Source organism: Endozoicomonas montiporae CL-33 (assembly GCF_001583435.1).
GTDB classification, from domain to species: domain Bacteria; phylum Pseudomonadota; class Gammaproteobacteria; order Pseudomonadales; family Endozoicomonadaceae; genus Endozoicomonas_A; species Endozoicomonas_A montiporae.
In genome coordinates, this window is the sequence record NZ_CP013251.1 from 4,254,457 (window position 1) to 4,274,750 (window position 20,294).

At 49.9% G+C, this 20,294-nt stretch carries 19 protein-coding genes, 1 tRNA gene and 1 pseudogene; 9 read left to right on the forward strand and 12 right to left on the reverse strand.

Annotated elements, in window-relative coordinates; all coding sequences use genetic code 11:
- The first annotated feature begins 155 nt into the window (after positions 1-155).
- On the forward strand, positions 156-458 hold the full coding sequence (locus tag EZMO1_RS19460) for an isoamylase early set domain-containing protein (protein ID WP_034876136.1): 303 nt from the start codon (positions 156-158) through the stop codon (positions 456-458).
- A gap of 97 nt (positions 459-555) precedes the next feature.
- On the opposite strand, the gene ychF is transcribed toward EZMO1_RS19460, so the two are convergent.
- Entirely contained in the window at positions 556-1,647 is a 1,092-nt protein-coding gene (gene ychF, locus EZMO1_RS19465; protein ID WP_034876126.1) for a redox-regulated ATPase YchF, read from the reverse strand.
- Between the two features lie 231 nt (positions 1,648-1,878).
- On the opposite strand from ychF, the gene EZMO1_RS19470 reads away from it, so the two are divergent.
- Positions 1,879-2,892 (forward strand): D-alanine--D-alanine ligase family protein, encoded by a 1,014-nt coding sequence (locus EZMO1_RS19470; protein WP_051789965.1) that lies wholly within the window; start codon positions 1,879-1,881, stop codon positions 2,890-2,892.
- Positions 2,893-2,939: 47 nt separating this feature from the next.
- Here the strand turns inward: EZMO1_RS19470 and pth are convergent, their stop codons facing one another.
- The 7 genes from pth to EZMO1_RS19505 form a co-directional block, all read right to left on the reverse strand.
- Positions 2,940-3,539 carry an aminoacyl-tRNA hydrolase gene (pth, locus tag EZMO1_RS19475; protein WP_034876125.1) on the reverse strand — a complete coding sequence of 200 codons (600 nt, stop codon included), beginning with the start codon at positions 3,537-3,539 and terminating at the stop codon, positions 2,940-2,942.
- 150 nt (positions 3,540-3,689) lie between these two features.
- The gene (locus tag EZMO1_RS19480) at positions 3,690-4,316 is read right to left on the reverse strand and encodes a 50S ribosomal protein L25/general stress protein Ctc (protein ID WP_034876123.1); all 627 of its coding nucleotides are present in this window, start codon (positions 4,314-4,316) and stop codon (positions 3,690-3,692) included.
- A gap of 205 nt (positions 4,317-4,521) precedes the next feature.
- Complete coding sequence (locus tag EZMO1_RS19485) at positions 4,522-5,463, reverse strand: ribose-phosphate pyrophosphokinase (protein ID WP_034876121.1); 942 nt, start codon at positions 5,461-5,463, stop codon at positions 4,522-4,524.
- Between the two features lie 105 nt (positions 5,464-5,568).
- Positions 5,569-5,643 (reverse strand) — tRNA-Gln (locus tag EZMO1_RS19490).
- A gap of 52 nt (positions 5,644-5,695) precedes the next feature.
- A complete protein-coding gene (gene ispE / locus EZMO1_RS19495; protein WP_034876119.1) occupies positions 5,696-6,619 on the reverse strand; it encodes a 4-(cytidine 5'-diphospho)-2-C-methyl-D-erythritol kinase in 924 nt (307 codons plus the stop codon).
- A gap of 32 nt (positions 6,620-6,651) precedes the next feature.
- Positions 6,652-7,260, reverse strand: coding sequence for a lipoprotein insertase outer membrane protein LolB (gene lolB / locus EZMO1_RS19500; RefSeq protein WP_051789963.1), 609 nt, complete (start codon positions 7,258-7,260; stop codon positions 6,652-6,654).
- 45 nt (positions 7,261-7,305) lie between these two features.
- Positions 7,306-9,114, reverse strand: a complete 1,809-nt coding sequence (locus EZMO1_RS19505; RefSeq protein ID WP_051789961.1) for a tetratricopeptide repeat protein — start codon at positions 9,112-9,114, stop codon at positions 7,306-7,308.
- A gap of 314 nt (positions 9,115-9,428) precedes the next feature.
- Between EZMO1_RS19505 and hemA the strand changes: the two genes are divergently transcribed.
- Positions 9,429-10,685, forward strand: a complete 1,257-nt coding sequence (hemA, locus tag EZMO1_RS19515) for a glutamyl-tRNA reductase (protein WP_034876115.1) — start codon at positions 9,429-9,431, stop codon at positions 10,683-10,685.
- On the opposite strand, the gene EZMO1_RS19520 is transcribed toward hemA, so the two are convergent.
- Positions 10,682-11,119, reverse strand: coding sequence for an Rrf2 family transcriptional regulator (locus EZMO1_RS19520; protein ID WP_034876113.1), 438 nt, complete (start codon positions 11,117-11,119; stop codon positions 10,682-10,684). The two genes, hemA and EZMO1_RS19520, sit on opposite strands and share 4 nt — an antisense overlap.
- 103 nt (positions 11,120-11,222) lie before the next feature.
- On the opposite strand from EZMO1_RS19520, the gene hmpA reads away from it, so the two are divergent.
- The 4 genes and pseudogenes from hmpA to EZMO1_RS19535 all read left to right on the forward strand — a co-directional run bounded on the left by hmpA (position 11,223) and on the right by EZMO1_RS19535 (position 15,603).
- Complete coding sequence (hmpA, locus tag EZMO1_RS19525; protein WP_034876111.1) at positions 11,223-12,425, forward strand: NO-inducible flavohemoprotein; 1,203 nt, start codon at positions 11,223-11,225, stop codon at positions 12,423-12,425.
- Positions 12,426-12,700: 275 nt separating this feature from the next.
- Positions 12,701-12,868 (forward strand): annotated as a pseudogene (locus EZMO1_RS28285) (hypothetical protein); the annotation flags it as partial.
- A gap of 49 nt (positions 12,869-12,917) precedes the next feature.
- Positions 12,918-14,024 (forward strand): alkaline phosphatase, encoded by a 1,107-nt coding sequence (locus EZMO1_RS19530; RefSeq protein WP_051789959.1) that lies wholly within the window; start codon positions 12,918-12,920, stop codon positions 14,022-14,024.
- Between the two features lie 19 nt (positions 14,025-14,043).
- Positions 14,044-15,603, forward strand: a complete 1,560-nt coding sequence (locus tag EZMO1_RS19535; protein WP_145912679.1) for a coiled-coil domain-containing protein — start codon at positions 14,044-14,046, stop codon at positions 15,601-15,603.
- Positions 15,604-15,803: 200 nt separating this feature from the next.
- On the opposite strand, the gene EZMO1_RS19540 is transcribed toward EZMO1_RS19535, so the two are convergent.
- Entirely contained in the window at positions 15,804-16,943 is a 1,140-nt protein-coding gene (locus EZMO1_RS19540; RefSeq protein WP_201772195.1) for a PQQ-dependent sugar dehydrogenase, read from the reverse strand.
- A gap of 2 nt (positions 16,944-16,945) precedes the next feature.
- Entirely contained in the window at positions 16,946-17,383 is a 438-nt protein-coding gene (locus EZMO1_RS19545) for a hypothetical protein (protein ID WP_051789956.1), read from the reverse strand.
- A gap of 173 nt (positions 17,384-17,556) precedes the next feature.
- Here EZMO1_RS19545 and EZMO1_RS19550 point away from each other — a divergent pair, with 173 nt between their 5' ends.
- On the forward strand, positions 17,557-18,324 hold the full coding sequence (locus EZMO1_RS19550) for an SDR family NAD(P)-dependent oxidoreductase (RefSeq protein WP_034876109.1): 768 nt from the start codon (positions 17,557-17,559) through the stop codon (positions 18,322-18,324).
- Here EZMO1_RS19550 and EZMO1_RS19555 read toward each other — a convergent pair.
- Positions 18,296-19,204 carry a LysR family transcriptional regulator gene (locus tag EZMO1_RS19555; RefSeq protein WP_034876108.1) on the reverse strand — a complete coding sequence of 303 codons (909 nt, stop codon included), beginning with the start codon at positions 19,202-19,204 and terminating at the stop codon, positions 18,296-18,298. The two genes, EZMO1_RS19550 and EZMO1_RS19555, sit on opposite strands and share 29 nt — an antisense overlap.
- A 290-nt stretch (positions 19,205-19,494) precedes the next feature.
- Here EZMO1_RS19555 and EZMO1_RS19560 point away from each other — a divergent pair, with 290 nt between their 5' ends.
- Positions 19,495-20,061 (forward strand): porin family protein, encoded by a 567-nt coding sequence (locus tag EZMO1_RS19560; protein ID WP_034876106.1) that lies wholly within the window; start codon positions 19,495-19,497, stop codon positions 20,059-20,061.
- Positions 20,062-20,294 lie beyond the last annotated feature (233 nt).

Below are 20,294 nucleotides of genomic sequence, written 5' to 3' on the forward strand. Positions count from 1 at the left end.
TAAGCCAACAAAAAATTATGCTTTGACACAAAGCCTGAATATTCAAGTATCATACTGGAGTTTCCTGTTTTTTCTGTACTTCGGGGACCCGATTTGGGGAAGTGCAGCCAACCAACAGGCAACACTTGTCTGACTTGCTCGATAGGGGATTTTTAATGCTAAAAAAGAAGTTTTTTAAAACAAAAAGCGAAGCTGAAGTTACTTTTGAGTTCTCCAGAGATGACATTAAATCCGTGGAGCTCGCCGGTGAATTCAACGAGTGGCACCCACGAAAAATGAACTATGTCAAAAAGGACAAGGTATTCCGTACCAAAGTCCGCCTGCCAAAAGATTCCACCTTCCGTTTCAAATACTTGCTGGATGGTGAAACCTGGGAAAACGACTACAAGGCGGATGCTTATGTACCGAATACCTTTGGTACCGAGGACAGCGTGGTAACCACCCGGAAGAGTGCCTGACCGGACACAATATCTGGTTAACCTGCCTATGGCAAAAGAGTCAGCACTGCTGACTCTTTCTCTTTAAAACGTTTTAACCTTCAAAACGATAGCCGTTTTAAACGTTAAAACGGAAATGCATGACATCGCCGTCTTTAACGATGTACTCTTTACCTTCCAGACGCAGACGACCCGCTTCCTTTGCTCCCTGCTCACCATTGTACTCGATAAAATCGTCGTAAGAGGTGACTTCAGCACGGATAAAACCACGCTCAAAATCGGTGTGGATCACACCCGCCGCCTGAGGTGCAGTAGCGCCTACTTTAACCGTCCATGCACGCACTTCTTTCACACCGGCCGTGAAGTAAGTCTGCAGATTCAGCAGCTCGTAACCTGCACGAATGACGCGATCCAGCCCCGGCTCTTCCATACCAAGATCCTGCAGGAACTCATCGCGCTCATCGTCTTCCAGCTCGGAAATTTCGGCTTCCAGCTTGTTGCACACAGGTACAACTACTGCACCTTCCTGTTCAGCGATTTCGCGTACTTTATCCAGATAAGGGTTATCTTCAAAACCGTCTTCATCGACATTGGCAATGTACATGGTCGGCTTGGTGGTCAACAGGTGGAACATGCGCGCCAGAGCTTTTTCATTATCATCCAGCGTCAGGGAGCGAACCGGAAGACCTTCTTCCAGATGCGGAATCAGCTTTTCCAGCAGGGCTTTCTGGGCAACGGCTTCTTTGTCTCCACTCTTGGCAACGCGAACAACACGCTGATGTTGCTTCTCGCAGCTCTCCAGATCCGCCATGGCCAGCTCGATGTTAATGATACCGATGTCCGCTTCCGGATCGACCTTGTTAGACACGTGAATAACGTTATCGTTTTCAAAGCAGCGAACCACATGGGCAATAGCATCGGTTTCACGGATGTTAGCAAGGAACTTGTTGCCCAGACCTTCACCCTTGGAAGCACCTTCAACCAGACCAGCGATATCAACAAATTCCATGGTGGTTGGCAACACTCGCTCCGGGCTGACAATCGCTGCCAGTTTATCCAGACGAGGATCAGGCATAGCTACCACACCCGCATTGGGTTCAATGGTACAGAACGGGAAATTTTCGGCGTCAATGCCCGCCTTGGTCAGAGCATTGAACAGGGTGGACTTTCCGACGTTGGGGAGACCAACGATGCCGCATCTAAAACCCATAAGAGTTACCAGCCTTATCTAAAAAAACAAATTAAATGAATGGGGGCGGATTATAAGGACTGCAAGACAATAATTCACCTGATTTAAACCGTTCCCGAACGCTGCAGAAAGCACTCCAAAGCCGGTCATTTACGGCTCTCCACCTACTCAAATCGGCTAAAAACCAAAATTTGTACTAGTCTTCTGCTGCAATATTCTATTTCCAGTTTGTTATGAGTGACGAGATTTTCAATGCCTGACAAGAATAAAACCGTGGCGGTTGTCTGCGGCGGCCCCTCCCCGGAAGCCGACGTTTCCCGCATCGCTGCTAATCGACTGACGCCGTCACTGAGCAAACACTACGGTAAAGTCGTTAAGCTGGAGCTGGACAAACAGCTGCCTGAACAATTAGTCAGGCACGAAGTCGATGTGGTCTTTCCAGCCACTTATGGCCCACAGGGAGAGGATGGCTGTCTTCAGGGCTTACTGGAAGTGATGGGCATCCCCTACATTGGCTCTCGTCCACAGGCCAGCGCCAATGCCCTGAACAAAGTCACAACCAAACGACTTCTCAGCCATCTGGGCATGCCACTGGCGAAAGATCTGGTGATTCGCGCTTCGGATAATCTTGAAAGAAACACTAATAACTGTCTTGAACAGTTAGGCGAGAAAGTCATCATCAAACCCTTCTCGCAAGGCTCCGGTATCGGTATTCAGTTTGCCGAAGGATACGACCAGCTAAAAGCCTGCCTTCAGGAAAGCTTTAAAAAAGACAACGAGTTACTCATCGAAGAATTTATTGTCGGCAGGGAAATTACGGCTGGCGTCCTTGAATTAGAAGCCACACAGGTTCTTCCTGTCATTGAGATAACCACCTGTGATGGTGCCTGGTACAGCTATGAGTACCGCTACAACCCGGGCATGAGTGACCATATTATCCCCGCGCCTCTGCCACCTGAACAATATCAGCGCGTACAGGAGCTAACCCTGCTGGCTCACACCGGGCTGGGTTGTCGGGATATCAGCCGTTCCGATTTTATTGTGCCATCGTCCGGTGAGCCGGTTCTGGCAGAGCTGAACAACCTGCCCGGCATGACACCGACCAGCCTGTTCCCTGACAGCGCCCGACATGCGGGCATTGAATTTGACGATCTGGTCTGCCGCCTGATTGATCATGCGTTGACGCGACATGAACAAAAAACGGAGCCAGATTACTGTTCGGGCTATTGGGAACTGCCTGAACTGGAACTGTCCAAGTCTTCCTGAAGCTATTATGTCAATCGCAGTTATTAAGGGCTGAAGGCTACAAACCCTCAGCCTTTAAAAGTGTGCAACTCCTGAACCGCCTTCTGGCGAGCACCGTTAACCACTTCAGCAGTCACCCGTACAGCTTCATCGACGACGGCATCAATACTCTGACGATCCGCAACCGATGGCTTGTTCAGCACGTAGTTCACCACTTCCTTGCTATTTCCCGGATGACCTATCCCCAGCCGCAGACGCAGGAAGTCTTTGTTATTACCTAATGAAGCAATAATGTCGCGCAGCCCATTGTGACCACCATGACCGCCACCCTGCTTCAATCGCCCAACCCCCGGCGGCAAATCAAGCTCATCGTGTGCCACCAGAATAGATTGCGGTGGAATCTTATAAAATGTCGCCAGGGCGCCGACAGCCTGACCGCTGCGATTCATAAACGTTGTCGGGTTTAATAGGCGGACATCCTGACCATTAATGCTCACACGCGCGGCGTGACCAAAAAACTTCTTTTCCGGCTGCAGAACGGCACCATATGCTCTGGCCAGCTCTTCCACAAACCAGAAGCCGGCATTATGGCGGGTGTCATCATACTGAGCGCCCGGGTTCCCCAAGCCCACAATCAGCTGTATGGCGTTTTCTGACGGTTTAGCCATAGTCGAAACAAGCTCCTGATCGGTATTTTAAAATCGTATAAATTCTACACATAAAAAAACAGCCTTCATCACTTAAAGCAATGAAAGCTGTTTTCGACAGCCCCGGACTTACCCAGAGCTGCTACTACTGGCAACAGTAAGAACTAAGTCTTACTCTTCGCCAGCTTCTTCTTCAGAAGCTTCGTCTTCTTCAGCAGCGCCGCGAGTCTTCTGCACGCTGGCTACGTCCAGATCGTGGCCTTCGCCCTGCAGCAGAGCAACCAGCTGAACGCCTTCTGGCAGAGTCAGGTCAGACAGGTGTACGTGACCACCCAGCTCAACTGCAGCCATGTCTACTTCGATGAACTCTGGCAGGTCAGCAGGCAGACACTTAACTTCAACTTCAACGCGAGCGTGGTTGATAGCGCCACCAGCCTTAACACCAACACAGGAATCTTCGTTGATGAAGTGCAGAGGTACGTGAGTGGTTACAGCGTGAGTAGCGTCTACGCGCAGGAAGTCCATGTGCATAGCGTATTCTTTCGCAGGGTGACGCTGAACGTCTTTCAGGATAACCTGCTGGTCAGTACCTTCGATGTCCAGAGTAACGATCTGGGAGTAGAAGGACTCAGCTTCCAGAGCTTTACGAACTGCTTTACCCTGCAGAGTTACCTGCATTGGCTCAGCTTCGCCACCGTAGATGATGGCAGGTACTTTATCTTCGTGACGCAGGCGGCGGCTCGCACCTTTCCCCACATCTTTACGCGCAACAGCGCTCAGAATGATAGCTTCAGACATTTTCTTTCTCCAGAATGCCGCCCTTCCACATCAATCTTGCGACCAGACTATGGGAGTTTAAAAGCGGCTGATATAAAGGCGACGTATCATACCTGCAACCCGAAACAAAAAAAAGCGCAGTGACCGAAATCACTACGCCTTTTTTTCCGACCTGTATCAGTAAACTATCTTAATGAAACCACCAGTCTTGCTGAAAACAGCAATTTTACTGGAACATGGCACTGATGGATTCTGCATTGCTGATTCTGCGCACAGATTCAGCCAGCAGCGGGGACATATCCAGCTGACGGATACGACCCAGAGCCTGAGCAGCCGGGCTCAGAGGGATGGTGTTAGTCACCACCAGCTCGTCCAGCTGGGAGTTAGCCACGTTTTCCAGTGCGCGACCGGACAGAACCGGGTGCGTGCAGTAAGCGATAACCTTGGTAGCACCCTTCTCTTTCAGGGCAGCGGCTGCAGCACACAGGGTACCGGCTGTATCGACCATATCGTCTACCAGCACACAGGTACGGCCGGAAACATCACCAATGATGTTCATGACTTCGGATTTGTTCGCTTCAGGGCGACGCTTGTCGATAATCGCCAGTTCGGTGTTCAGGCGCTTGGCTACCGCACGGGCACGTACTACACCGCCGTGGTCAGGAGACACCACCATCAGATTTTCGTGACCCTGACGCTCCATGTCGTCCAGCAGAATCGGGGAACCGTAGATATTGTCTACCGGAATGTCGAAGAAACCCTGAATCTGGTCAGCGTGCAGGTCTACCGTCAGAACCCGGTCTACACCCACGCTGGCAATCATGTCAGCAACGACCTTGGCACTGATAGGCACACGACTGGAACGAGGACGGCGATCCTGACGGGCGTAGCCAAAGTATGGCAGCACCGCAGTGATTCGAACCGCAGAAGAACGGCGCATGGCATCGGCCATCACCAGCAATTCCATCAGGTTATCGTTGGTAGGGGCACAGGTGGACTGAATAATAAAAACGTCCCTGCCTCGCACATTTTCCTGAATTTCAACAGCAATCTCGCCGTCGCTAAAGCGGCCTACATAAGCCTTGCCTAAAGGAATGTGCAGGTGATTAACAACCTTGTGGACCAGCTCTGGGTTTGAGTTGCCGGCAAACACCATCATTTTCGACACGGGTAAGTACCTTGTTCTCGACGTGGGTGTAGGAGGATGATTCTTTGTGTGCGATGTTCGCAGCAGTAAGGACTGCCACTAGCAGGAAGAGAAGGTTCAGCAAAATGGCTGGGGTAGCAGGATTCGAACCTGCGCATGACGGGATCAAAACCCGTTGCCTTACCGCTTGGCGATACCCCAGTAGCTTTGGAGGCTACAAATTCGTTTGCAATGAATGCTGTAGCTGTGGAAATCATGTCGTACATGCTTCGAGCTGATGCACTGCTTGCAGGTTCTGCAATGTGCGGTGTAGCGGAGATGTATTCACGCCACGGGCAACAAATGATACTACTTCTGAACCAGTGTCAGAGCTTATCGTCGCCTGAGCCGCTTCCGCTTGTTCGCGACTGGCAAACGGCGCAAATACGCATGCACCCGATCCGCTCATCATAGCCTGCCCTATGCTCGAATTTCCGGCATTATCCAACAGCTGTATGCAAGTTTCAACTTCAGGATAAAGTCGCCGAACCAACGGCTCAAAATCATTATGCAGCAGATTATGACGCCTCTGTTCTTCGTACGTTTCCAACGCGGCGCACACTTTAATAGCCGGTGTATCTCTTGTCAATTCCCTGTGGGCGTACATCTTTACGGTATTTACATGACAATCAGGCACTAATACCAAGTACCAGCACTCGGGCGGACAGGCAGGTGTCAGAACCTCTCCTACCCCTTCGGCAAATGCAGCAAAGCCCCGTACAAATACAGGAACATCAGCACCCAGTTTGAGACCCAGTTCTGCCAACTGCATTTCTGACAATTGCAAATTCCAGAGTTCATTCAAACCCAGCAACGTCGTTGCAGCATCCGAGCTGCCACCACCAACACCACCGCCCATAGGCAGGCGTTTGTTCAGGCGAATACGGGCACCCTGCTTTGTTCCCGTTTCTTTCTGCAGCAAACGCGCCGCTTTAAGAACCAGATTGTCGTCATTCACCAGCTCAGGCAGGTTGCATTCAAGCGCCAGAGAATCCTGCAGGGAAAAACCCAGCTCATCGCCATAATCCAGAAACTGAAACAGCGTTTGCAAGGCATGATAACCATCAGGACGACGTCCGGTGATATGAAGAAACAGATTAAGCTTGGCAGGCGCTGGTAACACCAGTTCAGACTTCATGGCTTGCAACCGTAACCGTTAAAAGATAAATGTTATTTAAGCTGCCAGCGTCTGGCAACCAGTGTTAATTGAATGTCGTCTTTTATCACTCTGATGCGTCCCGGCAAAGACACAGGAGACTGGCTCTGGTATTCCAGATAATCAATGGTCCAGCCTGCCTGCTGCAAGTGCGATAGCTGTCCCTGATTGTCCAGCTGCATAGACGTTTGCTGAATATCCGGCACCGGCATTCCCTGAACCCAGAATCGAAGATAACTCACCGGCAATTGCCACCCTGTCAGATCATACAAGAGCGACTCGGGTGTGCTTCCCTGATAACGCTTGCCGTCCGCCTCCACCAGAATGCCCAGTTCACTGCTCTCAATCTTTGCCAGTGATTGCCCCAGCGGGCCATCCAGATAGACCGTAAAGCTCTGCTGATTCTGTAACCATTCCACGGACATGGAGCCAGACTGACCGGGTACTCGCAGCCCCAGCCTGCCCACCAGCTGCCAGTGATCCATACGCTGCAGTTCTTTGTAACGGGTTTCCCAGAGCGTCTGCCGAAGTTCAAGGGGCAGGTCAGGTTCTTTAGGTGCCGTTGCACAGCCGCTGATCATGATGACCAGCAGCAGCACGGGCAAAGCAAATAGATTTCGCATGACAGGTTAAGGTACACCTTTAAATGACGGGTTATTATCGACCAGTCATGGCTTGGAAACCACCGGAGCAGAAGCAGCTTTACCGTTCCCTTGCGATTTTGCCTGCTTTTCCAGCCTTTCCCTGGTTGTCCTGAGAATCTCGCTCTCAGGCTTTTGCTTCAGTGCCTTGTCCCACAGAGCAATGGCTTCCTCTTTACGCCCCATCATCCACAACACTTCCCCAAGGTGCGCGGCCACTTCGTGATCAGGAAATCGCTCATAAGCCTGTTGCAGATATTTCAAAGCACCTTCAAGGTTACCCAGCCGGTACTGAATCCAGCCCATGCTGTCCATAATGGCAGGGTCTTCGTTATCCAGTGCATACGCCTTTTCAATCAGTTCCAAGGCCTCTTTGTGACGGTCGGTTCGATCGGCCAGCGTATAACCCAGGGCATTCAGTGCTGCCGCATTTTCAGGCTGAAGCTTGATAATGGCACGCAAGTCTTTTTCCAGAGCATCCAGTTTACCCAGCTTTTCCTGCACCATGGCCCGGGCATAAAGCAGGTTGATACTCTCCGGGTGACGCAACACTGCCGCATCAAACACGTCCAGAGCTTCATTGTATTTCGCTTCCCCAACCAGTATTTCCGTTTCCAGCATATACAGTTGCACGGCATGAACCGGATAACGATTACGAGCTTCATCCAGATGTTTTCTGGCTTCTTTCAAACGCCCACGGGATAACATCAACTGCACCAGCGCCACCTGGGCACGCATAAATTCCTTACCCGGAGGCACATTGCGGAAGTACGCTTCGGCTTCCTTCAAATGCCCTTTTTTCTCACTGATACGACCAAGGTAGTAGCTGGCAGTCCCTTTGCGCTGCCCCAGTTTCAGCAACCGGTTAAAGTACGTTTCTGCCCGGTCCAGCATATCGTTTTCAAGAGCAATCAACGCGAGGGACATGAGGATTTCAACATCGTGTGGCGACTGCTTCAGCAATTCTTCAAATTGTACCCGGGCTTCATCCAGCTTGTTCAGGTGAACCAGAACACGCGCATAGAGCAATCTAAGGCGAGGACGGTCCGGATGTTTATCAACAGCGTCCGCCAGCATCTTCTCGGCTTCATCGCCCCGACCCAGTTTATTGAGAATGCGCCCTTTCAGTATCAGCGCTTTCACATACTCAGGATCACGCTGAAGTAACTGATCCGCCAGTTGCATGGCTTCTTCGTTACGACCTGCCTGCTGCAACAAAATAGCTTTTCCTAACTTCAGCGAACGATGATCGGGGTACTCTTTCAATATGACATCGAAAGTTTGTAACAGCCGGTCGCGGTCTTCTTCCGACAGCTCTGCTGCACTGGACGCCAGAAAATCAAAATTGGCTTCACCCTGTAAATCCAGCGCTTTTCGCATCTGGTCAACAGCGCGATCCAGTTGTCCGTCCCTGACCAGTTCTATGGCACTGGCCTGCAGAGCTCTGGCGTCATCCGGTGCCAACTCTGCCCATAACAGGGCAGCATCTAAAGAAGCCTGCCGGGCACCAATAAACATACTGATCTGGTAGGCTCGTTCAGCCACACCGATGTCGCGGGTTTTGTGCGCCTGTTTCAGATAATTACCCAGAGCCAGATCGTAGCGTTTGCGCTGCCCGCCCAGTTCGGCAACCAGCAGATCATAAACGGTTTCAGGTTCGAATGAGCGTACCGGCTCCTGCTCGACTTCAATGGTGATATTGTCAGTCACCGGCGCTCCGGCACCCTGTTCTGACTGAATTCCCTGTGTGGCAACACACCCCCCCAGAGCAGCCAGGCCCAGAGAGAACACCGACACTCTGGCCAGCAATAAGGAGAAACTTTTGAGTTCCTTCATGAATGGTATGCCTTTACCCAATTGGAATGAATGTCCACCCGCTCATCATGACACACCCCGAAGTACTTAGACACAGAGTTTGCAGTTGCAGGCGTTCCATAGGAGAATTGATCGGCCGAAAGGCCATACGTTACACATTGAAGGTGTGATTTATAACAAGCGTTATCAAAAGGGTTATGACAACAGCTATAACAACAACCATCAGGTTGTCTTAACCAGAACCTTCATATTGTGCAGGATGGTCATCATTCGTCCCGACAGCGATGAATAATAGCAGTATCGATAAAAGCAGCATGTCGAGAATCAGGAGTCCAATGGGGTACCTAACAGCCGGAATCAACCATAAAACCGCCCCCGTCTCACTCAGGGAGCAGGTTGCCTTCGCCCCGGAGCAACTGCCTGAAGCACTGCACGATGCCTGTCGCTTTCTGAACACCAGGGAAGTGGCCATCCTCTCCACCTGCAACCGCACCGAACTTTATCTGGGCAGCCAGGTTAACCAGCAGCTCGCCCTTGACTGGCTCACCCAATACCACAACCTTGACCACCAGTTGCTTCAGGATCACAGCTACATTTACAAAAACGAATTAGCAGTACGCCATATTATGCGGGTAGCCTGCGGACTGGACTCCATGGTACTGGGTGAACCGCAAATTCTCGGACAACTGAAAAGTGCTTTTGCCACGGCACAGGAAGCAGGCACTGCCGGTTCTTATCTGTCCCGACTGTTCCAGTTCAGTTTTACCAAAGCAAAGCAGGTTAGAACCGAAACCGCCATTGGCCGTCAGCCGGTTTCTGTTGCTTATGCCGCCACCACACTGGCTAAACAGATTTTCTCGGATCTGAGCCAGAATACCGCCCTGTTGATTGGTGCCGGAGAAACCATTGAGCTGGTCGCCAAACATCTTCATCAGCAAGGCGTTCGCGACATTCTTGTGGTTAATCGAACCATGAGCCGAGCCCGCATGCTGTCGGATCAGTTTGGCGGACGCAGTGCGCTGTTGTCGGACATTCCCCATGTTTTGCCTCAGGCCGATATTGTGATTTCTTCCACCGCCAGCCCGGTTCCGGTTCTCGGCAAAGGTGTGGTTGAACGCGCCCTGAAACAGCGCAAACACCGCCCTATGTTCATGGTCGATATCGCCGTTCCCAGAGACATTGAGCAGGAAGTCGGCGAGCTGGCAGATATTTACCTGTATACCGTGGACGACTTGCAGGATGTGATCGAAGACAACATGCAGCAGCGTCAGGAAGCCGCTTACGAAGCAGAACATATTGTGGAAACCGGCGCCGACGAGTTTATGGCACAACTGCGGTCGCTGGACGCCGTCTCGTTGTTGCGCGCCTACCGTCTGCAAACGGAAAACATCAGAGACATAGAACTGGAAAGAGCCATTGTCATGCTGGGAAACGGCACACCCGCAGAGCAAGTACTGACGCAGTTTGCCAGAACCCTGACCAACAAACTGATGCACACACCCAGTGTCCAGCTAAAAAAAGTAGCATCAGAAGGTCTGCAGGATCGTCTTGAGTGGGCCGAGGAACTGCTCGGCGTCAATGACAACGACTAACCCCTGTGACTCATAGGTAATAGCTTCAACAACTCTCCCCGGTTATGACACAAATCGGCCAGTGTATAACCATTCAGAACCTGTATAAATGCAGCCAGCGCATCAGCCAGAACGCCCCGCAGCCGACACTCGGGCGCCAGACAACACTCCAGCGCCTGACAATCCACCAGCTCCAGTGTGGACTCCATAACACTCACCACATCAGCCAGATTAATGCGATCTGCAGGCTGGTTAAGGCTAAATCCGCCCCCGTTACCCCGAATCGTTTTCAGGTAACCTTCCTGCCCCAGCTTTTGAACGATTTTCATGACATGACTGCGGGATAGTCGGTAAACATCGGTCACTTCCTGCACTGAAATCAATCGATCCGGTGGTTGAAGAGCCGAATAGATAAGCACTCTTAAAGCGTAATCCGTCTGCTTCGTCAGTTTCATTAATGTCTCGCCCCAATTTTTCAAGCATTCATGAAAACTATAACTACAATTGATTCATTTCAAATGAATCTTTGAAGTAAAAAACGAGACAGGAGTAAATATCATGAACCTGAGCGCTGAGACTGTTCAAACGGTAAAAGCCACTGTTCCGGTGCTGGAGGAGCACGGCGTCGCCATCGTTGAGTATTTCTACAAAGATATGCTGAGTGAAAATCCGGAGCTGCTTAACGTTTTCAACGCGGCTAACCAGCGCAGCGGGCGCCAACAGGCAGCTCTGACAGGAGCTATTTATGCCTACGCTGCCAACATCGATAACCTTGACGCTTTAACGTCCACTGTTCAGCGAATAGCCTACAAGCATGTCAGCTTTAACATTCTGCCAGAGCATTACGGCATTGTTGGCAGACACCTGATTAAAGCCATGGCTCATGTATTGGGCGATAAAGCCAGTTCCCGGATCCTTGATGCCTGGTCAGAAGCGTACAATTATCTTGCCAGCCTTTTCATCGATGTAGAGAAAACCATTTACCATGAAAAAGAGAATGCCGAAGGTGGATGGCGCGGCACCCGCCCGTTTCGCATCAGAAGAAAGGAAAAAGAAAGTGACCTGATTACGTCATTCTACCTTGAGCCCGTCGACGGCAAACCTGTTGCTCATTTTTATCCGGGTCAATACATCAGCATTTATATCCGACCCGATGACTACGACTTTCACTGTATCCGCCAATACAGCCTTTCAGACGCACCGAACGGAAAGCATTACCGGATTTCAGTGAAACGCGAAGGCAGTGAAGCATCAAAAGGCCTCATCTCACATTACTTACATGACTCCCTGAATGTTGACGACATTGTTCAACTGAGTCCGCCCGTAGGTGATTTTTTTCTTGATCCGGAAGAAACTACCCCCGTTGTACTCCTCAGTGGCGGCGTAGGGCAAACACCGGTATTAAGCATGTTAAACACCCTGACCATCAACAAATCAGACCGCCCTATTCGATACGTACACAATGCCATAAACAGCCAGGTTCACGCCTTCGGCAAACACACCAGAGCACTTTCAAGTCAGCATAACAATATCAAACAGTTCCTGTTCTACGACGCACCCACCCAGCATTGCTCCGGGCATGATTTTACCGGATCACTGGATATGGACAGCATCCGTCAGGACATTCAACTTCCCGGTGCCCACTATTACTTTTGTGGACCAGCAGGTTATCTGTCCATGATCAACAGCACACTGAAAAGCTGGGGTATTCCGGAAAGTCATATCCATTATGAAATCTTTGGTCCGGATCATTCTGTATAGAGCTAACTGGCTTTATCCCTCAGAACCCTCAATAAAACAAGGGTTGAGGGGTAAGGCAAGCCGTTTAAAGCGAAAGCCTTACAGTTTCGCCTTTACATGAACGACAAAGTCTGTCTAATATCAAAGACCAAAAGACCATAACAACAATAAGAACCATGTTCCTGCTGCTTAAACCCTTACTGCTGAGTATTGGATTGCTGCTCACAGTATTCTGTTTACAGGCTAACCAAACTTTCCAATCCCCCCATAATGTTATCCTGATCATTGGTGATGGCATGGATGACCAGCAGATTACAATTGCCAGAAACTATCTGGCAGGAGCCCATGGACGAATTACCCTCGATCACCTACCTGTTAGAAGCAGTGTTCAAGTATTGACGGTCAGCACATCCGACCCTGAAAAACCCATTTATGTCGCCGACTCGGCCAACAGTGCAACCTCTATGGCAACCGGCGTTATAACCAGTCGTGGCAGAGTAGGCACCAGCGCCTATGACCAGCCTGCCTCTGACATCTATTGTCGAACTGGCCAGACAATCTGGTCTGAAGGCAGGCATTGTTACCACCGCCAGCCTGACGGATGCTACTCCTGCGTCGTTTATTGCCAAAGTCAATCAGAGGGACTGTGAAGCGCCGGACATGATGAAGGATGCTCTCATCTACAATCGAAAACCTGTTGACTGCGCACAACATCGAAAAGTCAGTGGCGGGTTGGGTTCCATTTCCGAACAACTGGCTGCCTCCGATGCCAACATCCTGCTTGGGGGAGGCAAACAGCATTTTAACAAGCTCAATGAAGAAGGCACGAACACCATACTGAATCAGGCTCAAAAACATGGATTTCATGTGGTAACTGAGCCTGACGCTCTGGACAACCTGCCAGACAACAGCAAAGTACTGGGTCTGTTTGCTGATTACAATCTGCCAGAAAGAATGGTTTACAGTAACAACGGTGACGCATCCAAACCCGACCCCAGCCTGTTAAACCGCCTGCACCGATTTCTTGGCTCAGTCGCCCTGCCCGACGTAATGAGTTGCAGCCAAAACCCTGACGACAAAAACACCCCCTCACTACAGAAAATGACCCGAGCTGCCATCAAACACCCGTCACAGGATAACCCCAGAGGCTTTTTTCTGATGGTGGAATCTGCATCCATCGACAAAGCCGCTCATCAACGTCGTGCCTGTGGTCAGATCAGTGAGTTACAACAATTGCTGGAAGCGCTTGATGAGGCTTTGTTGTTTGCAGAAAGCCACCCGGAAACCCTGATTCTGGTGACTGCAGATCATGGGCAGGCTGCGCAGATCATACCCGACACCAGTCTGTTTGATGAATATGATCTGCCCAACAAAACGCCAGGGTTCATGGTACGCCTGACCACGCCTGAAGGGGGCATTATGGCCATCAACTACGCAACGAATACGCTGTTTGCCGAAGAACACTCAGGCGTCAATGTTCCCCTGTTTGCCAACGCCGCCGGGGCTGGCCAGATTCCTGCCATGATAACCCAGCCCGATATTTTTCATCTGATGGCCCGTTATTTAGGCCTTGATCCAACCCTAACCACTCAAACAGCACTTGCAAAAACAAAACAATGACAACAAGGATGCCGCTGTAATGACATTTTCAGATAAGTACAAAGGTCGATACGCCAACTTTTTAATCGGTCTGGCATGGACAGTGGAAATCATTGCCGTTCTGATCGGCCTGACCATTGCTATCGTGGTATCAACTTCAGCTAGTGAATCTCTTAACAGTCAGGAAACCACCCATCTGTTCGGCAGCAGCGCGCCCATTCTCGTTGCCGGTTTACCCTTTCTGCTGGTTGCTGTTGTCGAGCTTTGTAAAATACCACTGACGTTTGCCTTCATGGCCGTGAAAAACGTATTCTGGCGCGGTCTGTTCCTGTTTTTTGTCGCCTTTCTCTGCCTGATCACCTTCGAGACCATGCTGAACGGTTTTGAGCGTAACTTCTCCAACCTTAATTACGCCATTGATACCCGCAAAAACAACATTGAAAACATTGATGCAGAGATTGAGCTGCTCAACCGCCGTGCGGATCGTTTGCAAGTGTTTACAGCTGACGATCTGGCCAGGGAAACCGAAGCATTACAGCTTGACATTGATGAGCAGTACCGCACCAGCGTTAACCGCATTAATTCTGAAACAGAAGCCGTCATCAGCGGCATTGATTACGACTATCAGGAAACACTGGATGCAGAAGTTCTGGGTCTGATGGAGCGTCGTGACAGTTATTACAACAACTGGAATACCGAACGACAGCAGATTGAAGATCGCTTTTCCGAACTGTTACTGGGCAACCTGTCTGACAGCCGCAATGAACGCCAGCGACTGCTGCAGGAGCTGGAAGCCCTGAAACAGGAAATGAATCAGGCACTGGTCGCTGCCAACTTTTTCACCCGCACAACCATTGATAACAAATACCGTCGCCTGATTGCCGCTAAAAACCAGCAGATAGACCAGATCACTACCGGCTATCTAGGCGGAGATGCCCTGACCAAACAGGCGACCATGGAAGAACAGCTGAAGCAGCAACTGTCCTTTGCCAATAGTAAATATGAAGGCCGAATCAGTGAGATTAACCAGCGTATAGAAGACAAGAAGCAATCCATCATCGATCAGGACGATGCTAATGCCCGACTGCAAAGCGATGTTCTGGCGAATGCCGATCGCAGCCGTGCCAGCTTTTTGTCCATCAAGCTGAACCAGGAAGGAGAACTGGCTCAATACACGGAAGGCAAGCAAGCTGAACTCGACGCCATCAGCGGTCAGGTCAACGAACTGGAGGACGCCGTATTTCTTCTACAGAATGATCAGCGTAACGTTCAGGCTGAAATTAATCATATGATTAATCAAAATCAGGTGTATCGACTGGCTATGTACGCTTTTGGCAAAGAATCGCCCACCGACGTTGACCGGCAGATGGTGGGTATTGTTGCTCTTATCTGGTTCGGTTCGCTGGCTCTGATCGCTTCAGTCACTGGCGTTATGCTGTGTCTGGCAGGCTTTTACCTGAAACGGGAACTGATGCGCGCTGCTGAAGCAGCTGAGCCACCTGAAGCCACTGAACAGGCTGCCACAGAAAGGGTTAAAACAGTGACTGATGAGCAAGAACCTGAGGAAAGAAAAACCCGTGAAGTGGTTGAATACAGCTGACTTTACAGACGTCAGACGGGAAGCAAAAGCTTCCCGTCCTTATACCAATACCGCCTTCTAAACATGAATTGCGCAGCCATTCTGAACCGCGGGAGCTGCGTTGGAACTCCTCGCAATAGCTCGCTATTACTCGTCGTTCCGCCTTGTCCTGCAATTCAGAATGACTTGCTCATGGTCATATTTAGAAGGCGGCCTTGGTATTACTTCTCTGGTGACTGCTGTTTCGTTACTTTCAAGAGATCACCCTGATCCGTCAGCAAATAAATGGCTCCTTTTCGATCCACTTCAATATGGCGCAACCGCTGCTCGGGAGTGGATATCAAAGATTCCTGTCCTGACACATTATTACCGTCCATTCTGACCCGCCGAACTTCTCTGGACACCAATGTGGTTGCCAGCAAATCACCTTTCAGCTCGGGAAACATTGCCCCGTAATAGACGACAAGTGATGAAGGTGCAATGGACGGTGTCCAGTCCACAAAAGGCTGCTCCATACCCGGATATTCTTTATACGGTGTAATAGTGGCACCGGTATAATCCCTGCCATAGGTAATCACCGGCCAACCATAGTTTTTACCGGGTTCAATAATATTGATTTCATCCCCTCCCTTGGGGCCATGCTCATGGGAAATCACCTGTTTTCTTCTACTGTCATAAAACAGCCCCTGAGGATTTCTGTGCCCCAGTGACCAGATAGCAGAATGCGTGCCCTTTTCACCCACAAACGGATTATCTTCAGGAATTGAACCATCATCGTTCAGCCGTACAATTTTACCGATCAGGCTATTTTTTTTCTGGGAACTTTCACGGAAGTTATAGCCATCACCCGTTGACAGCAACAGCGTCTGGTCAGGCAAAAAGAGAATGCGCCCACCGTAGTGAACCGGCGTATTCTTGGCCGGTGTGACAGTAAACAACACCTGTTGTTCAACCAGCTTTAATCCCTGCAGTTTTGCCCGCATCAGACGCAAAGCGTTGGCATCACGATTTCCATGGGCATAACTGAGATACAGCCAGCCATTCTTTTCATAATCAGGGTGAAGCTTGATATCCAGCAACCCTCCCTGTCCCCTGAAGAACACTTCCGGTACACCTTCAACAGGCTCTGATACCTTGCCATCGCTTATCCGTCGTAACTGGCCACTGCGCTCCGTTACCAGCAGGCTCTGATCTGGCAGGAAAGCCATGGACCAGGGTGACTCAAGCTCGCTGACCAGTGTTGACAAAGTGTACGATGAGCCAGAAGGCACCGGGCTGGATCTGACAGTGGCCGCCATCATCACCAGGTAGATCAATGTCATGATATAAAGAACAATCCACTTGAACGGTAATTTTCCCATGATCACACCTCTCCCTTAATTCGCCTGTTCACCGTGGTAAACACTACGCCCCCAAGGGCGCCTGAAAGGCACTGGCAAACCAGCCCTGCAGTACTGCGCGCCCCTGCCACCAGAGTGACCTCAAAAATCGGATACATTGCCGCAAAAATGGTGAGTATGGTGACAAAACCTGCCAGGGGAAATACCCACAAACCGGTCTGCAACTTTTTCCTGATCCAGCCTGCAAAACCAAAGGCCGGAAGAAAGCCAATGGCAATAACAGTACCGTAACCCGGTAACAGGCCGACCAGATCGTTAAGAGTTGTGTAAAAACGCGAGGAATAAGAAATTGCGACGCCGATCTGTTCCAGGCCAGCCAAAACAAACTGGCTCTGAGCAATACTGCCAACAACAAAGGTGACTACGACAGCCAACAGCCATGCTGATAAGTGTTCCTTCATAAGCTCTTTTCTTAGTAATTATTATAAAACGGTTACTTTCGCTCCGTCATGGCTATTAGACTGCTACTGCCGCAAAATGTCCAACCTGAAAAAATAGTCTGACTGACCGATGTCAGCAGCTCCGGCAAAAGCAATGGTTGTTTATCAAACAGACATTCAGACGATGCAAGAACATGAAAAGAAAAGACTTTCCCGATGGTGCCGCACTGGTGATAGGCGGCAGTGGTGGTGCAGGCCGGGCGATTTGCCTGAAGCTGGTCGAAAGCAATGTCCCTGTCGTCTTCACTTACAACAAAAACCAGACCCGTGCAAATGAGCTGGTCAATGAAATTACGGAGCTGGGCGGAGAAGCTCAGGCTATCCAGTTAAACGTCAGTGACCAGCAGGGCATTAAAGAGCTTCTGGAACAAACCAGTCAGCAGTACAAGCAGATTCATACTCTGATTATGGCTATCGGCTACGATATTCCTCAGGACTACCTTGCTAATGTGACGCCGGAATTGTGGCAAAGCATTCTGCAATCGGATGTTAACGGGTTCTTCAACGTGACACATGCTGCTATTCCTTATTTAAGGGAAAGTCAGGGTTCTATTGTTCACATCAGCTCTGCAGGTTTGTTCCGTTACCCACCCAGAGACGTATTATCCGTTGCGCCTAAAGCGGCCATTGAGGTGATGATCAAGGCCATTGCCAAAGAAGAGGGAAAATACGGCATTCGTGCCAACAGTGTCGCCATAGGGGTGATTGAAACCGGCATTTTCCTGCGTCTTAAAGAGACTGTTTTTGATGAAGCATGGCAGGAAGCAGTAAAAGCCGGCCTCTGCCTGCCTCGTTTTGGTCAGGCAGAGGAAGTGGCTGAAGCAGCCATATTTCTTGCTTCCAGCAAATCGTCCTATACAACGGGCCAGATTATTACAGTTGATGGCGGCTACCACGTCTAGTCCGAGAATAGTCTGCGTCATACCCCAGTGGAGTGAAGAGTTCAGACAGCTTGTTCAACAGCTTCTGACCAACACCGGTTGGGGCATGGCTGTTACTCCAGTAAGCGATCACAGGCACTCTGGCAACGGCTGACTTGTAGTTGAGAATCACCAGCTGCCCACACTCAACCTCTCCTCTGATATCGTTCATTGGCGCAGGGCACCAGCCAATGCCCTGTCTAACCAGCGACAGTCCGGTTTCATAATCAGGCACCTCGGTATAAGCCCGGGCATCAAAAAACTCTCGCATTCCGGCAATCAGAATGCCTTTATGAGTCATAAGGTCTGTATCGGTGATTTCCTGCATTGAAGCCAAAGGGTGCTCCGCACTACAACATAAAGCAAACTGGCACATACCCAATTGTCTGGTAGAAAAATTTTGTACATTTTGTACTCTCGGAGCAGAGATCACGCCCAGATGAACTTCAGCATTGGCAAGACACTCATTCAGCCTGATCGTGGTCATCTGACGTATAGTAATTTCATGCTCAGGAAAATATTGGCAGAAATAAGAAACAACAGCCTTGCGATAGGCAACCGGCAAAAAGAAATCAAACCCGACAATAAGACTGCTATCTGCTCGCTTCAGGGACTCAATAGCATCGTGAAGATTCACCGTATCACTCAGAACCAGACGACAGTAGGGCAGCAACTTCCTACCGTCTTCGGTCAACGTAGGTCTATAGGTTGTGCGATCTATCAGTTCCAATCCCCATTCCACTTCCAGATCGGAGATCCAGGCACTGATTTGTGACCGGGATCGGTGCAACTGTCGGGCAGCTGCTGAAATTGAACCGGTTTCGTGCACCGCTACAAACGCTGAAATAGAGGCATACTTCATGGAATAACCCACAGGGCTGTACTTCAGATCGTCAAGATTAGCGCCAGACGGGTATAGAAGGTGTAAACCTCTGTGTCAGAATTGGTAAAAAAGCGCTGTTAATTTATTTTCATAAAAAATTTTATTCTTATAAATCAACTACTTATAAAAAAGTGTCGCAATTTTGAGACATTTTCTGTTCTGTCAGAAAGTCCTGTCAATCACGACAATAGGCCCATCTTCAAACAGCAGGAGCACGCCAACCAAGACTTTACGTCTTCGCTTCTGTTTTGAATCACAAGGAGTTCAATATGAAAAAGCTCACAACTGCTGCCCTGATTGCTGCACTGGGTGTATCTGCTAACGTAATGGCTGCCGACTGGTTTGTTGGCGGTAGCATTGGTGCCGGTTTTAATGATCAGTCTGTTTCCGGCACTAACCTCAGAAAAGCTGATGACCCTATTCGTTACGGCCTGCACGTCGGTGCCTACCTGAATGACAACATGCGTGTTTACGGTTCTTACAACACTGGTAAGGACGACGCCAAGCGAAACGGCGTAAAAACTGAAATGACTCAGGAACAGTTCCTGCTGTCTGCCGACTACCTGTTCGGCACTGGCGCCCTGAAGCCTTTTGCTGGTCTGACTATTGGTCATGACAATACCGAGTTCAAGGTAAGCGGCGAAAACGGCTTCAAGAAAGACAAAGGCAACATCGCCATGGGTGGCCAGGTAGGTGCCGTTTATGCCTTGGGCAACTTTGATCTGGAAGGCGGTTATCGCCACCTGTGGCATGACACCAAAATCCGCGCTAACGGCGCAACACTGAAGAACAAGAGCGATGGCAACCTGTACGCATCTGTGTCTTACCGTTTCTGATACACGACTTTAATGCTGTGTGACTTGGCGGCCCGATTTGGGTCGCCTCTTTTGCTTTTGGCTGAAAATAATGGATAAGGGAATTTAACTTCTTCCGAATGATACTTCAGCGCTTTCAAAAAACTACGGTCCATTCCCCTCCGACTATTTTTTTACACAAAAATCATTCATCAACCTGAATTGAACTGGTTAAACTGCCCACTTTAAATCACTTTCAACACTTCCCCGCACTC

Bases quoted from the DNA above. Each gene is read 5' to 3' on its own strand.
- EZMO1_RS19460 (WP_034876136.1), top strand. From the start codon at position 156: ATGCTAAAAAAGAAGTTTTTTAAAACAAAAAGCGAAGCTGAAGTTACT.
- ychF (WP_034876126.1), bottom strand. From the start codon at position 1,647: ATGGGTTTTAGATGCGGCATCGTTGGTCTCCCCAACGTCGGAAAGTCC.
- EZMO1_RS19470 (WP_051789965.1), top strand. From the start codon at position 1,879: ATGCCTGACAAGAATAAAACCGTGGCGGTTGTCTGCGGCGGCCCCTCC.
- pth (WP_034876125.1), bottom strand. From the start codon at position 3,539: ATGGCTAAACCGTCAGAAAACGCCATACAGCTGATTGTGGGCTTGGGG.
- EZMO1_RS19480 (WP_034876123.1), bottom strand. From the start codon at position 4,316: ATGTCTGAAGCTATCATTCTGAGCGCTGTTGCGCGTAAAGATGTGGGG.
- ispE (WP_034876119.1), bottom strand. From the start codon at position 6,619: ATGAAGTCTGAACTGGTGTTACCAGCGCCTGCCAAGCTTAATCTGTTT.
- lolB (WP_051789963.1), bottom strand. From the start codon at position 7,260: ATGCGAAATCTATTTGCTTTGCCCGTGCTGCTGCTGGTCATCATGATC.
- EZMO1_RS19505 (WP_051789961.1), bottom strand. From the start codon at position 9,114: ATGAAGGAACTCAAAAGTTTCTCCTTATTGCTGGCCAGAGTGTCGGTG.
- hemA (WP_034876115.1), top strand. From the start codon at position 9,429: ATGGGGTACCTAACAGCCGGAATCAACCATAAAACCGCCCCCGTCTCA.
- EZMO1_RS19520 (WP_034876113.1), bottom strand. From the start codon at position 11,119: ATGAAACTGACGAAGCAGACGGATTACGCTTTAAGAGTGCTTATCTAT.
- hmpA (WP_034876111.1), top strand. From the start codon at position 11,223: ATGAACCTGAGCGCTGAGACTGTTCAAACGGTAAAAGCCACTGTTCCG.
- EZMO1_RS19530 (WP_051789959.1), top strand. From the start codon at position 12,918: ATGACCAGCCTGCCTCTGACATCTATTGTCGAACTGGCCAGACAATCT.
- EZMO1_RS19535 (WP_145912679.1), top strand. From the start codon at position 14,044: ATGACATTTTCAGATAAGTACAAAGGTCGATACGCCAACTTTTTAATC.
- EZMO1_RS19540 (WP_201772195.1), bottom strand. From the start codon at position 16,943: ATGGGAAAATTACCGTTCAAGTGGATTGTTCTTTATATCATGACATTG.
- EZMO1_RS19545 (WP_051789956.1), bottom strand. From the start codon at position 17,383: ATGAAGGAACACTTATCAGCATGGCTGTTGGCTGTCGTAGTCACCTTT.
- EZMO1_RS19550 (WP_034876109.1), top strand. From the start codon at position 17,557: ATGAAAAGAAAAGACTTTCCCGATGGTGCCGCACTGGTGATAGGCGGC.
- EZMO1_RS19555 (WP_034876108.1), bottom strand. From the start codon at position 19,204: ATGAAGTATGCCTCTATTTCAGCGTTTGTAGCGGTGCACGAAACCGGT.
- EZMO1_RS19560 (WP_034876106.1), top strand. From the start codon at position 19,495: ATGAAAAAGCTCACAACTGCTGCCCTGATTGCTGCACTGGGTGTATCT.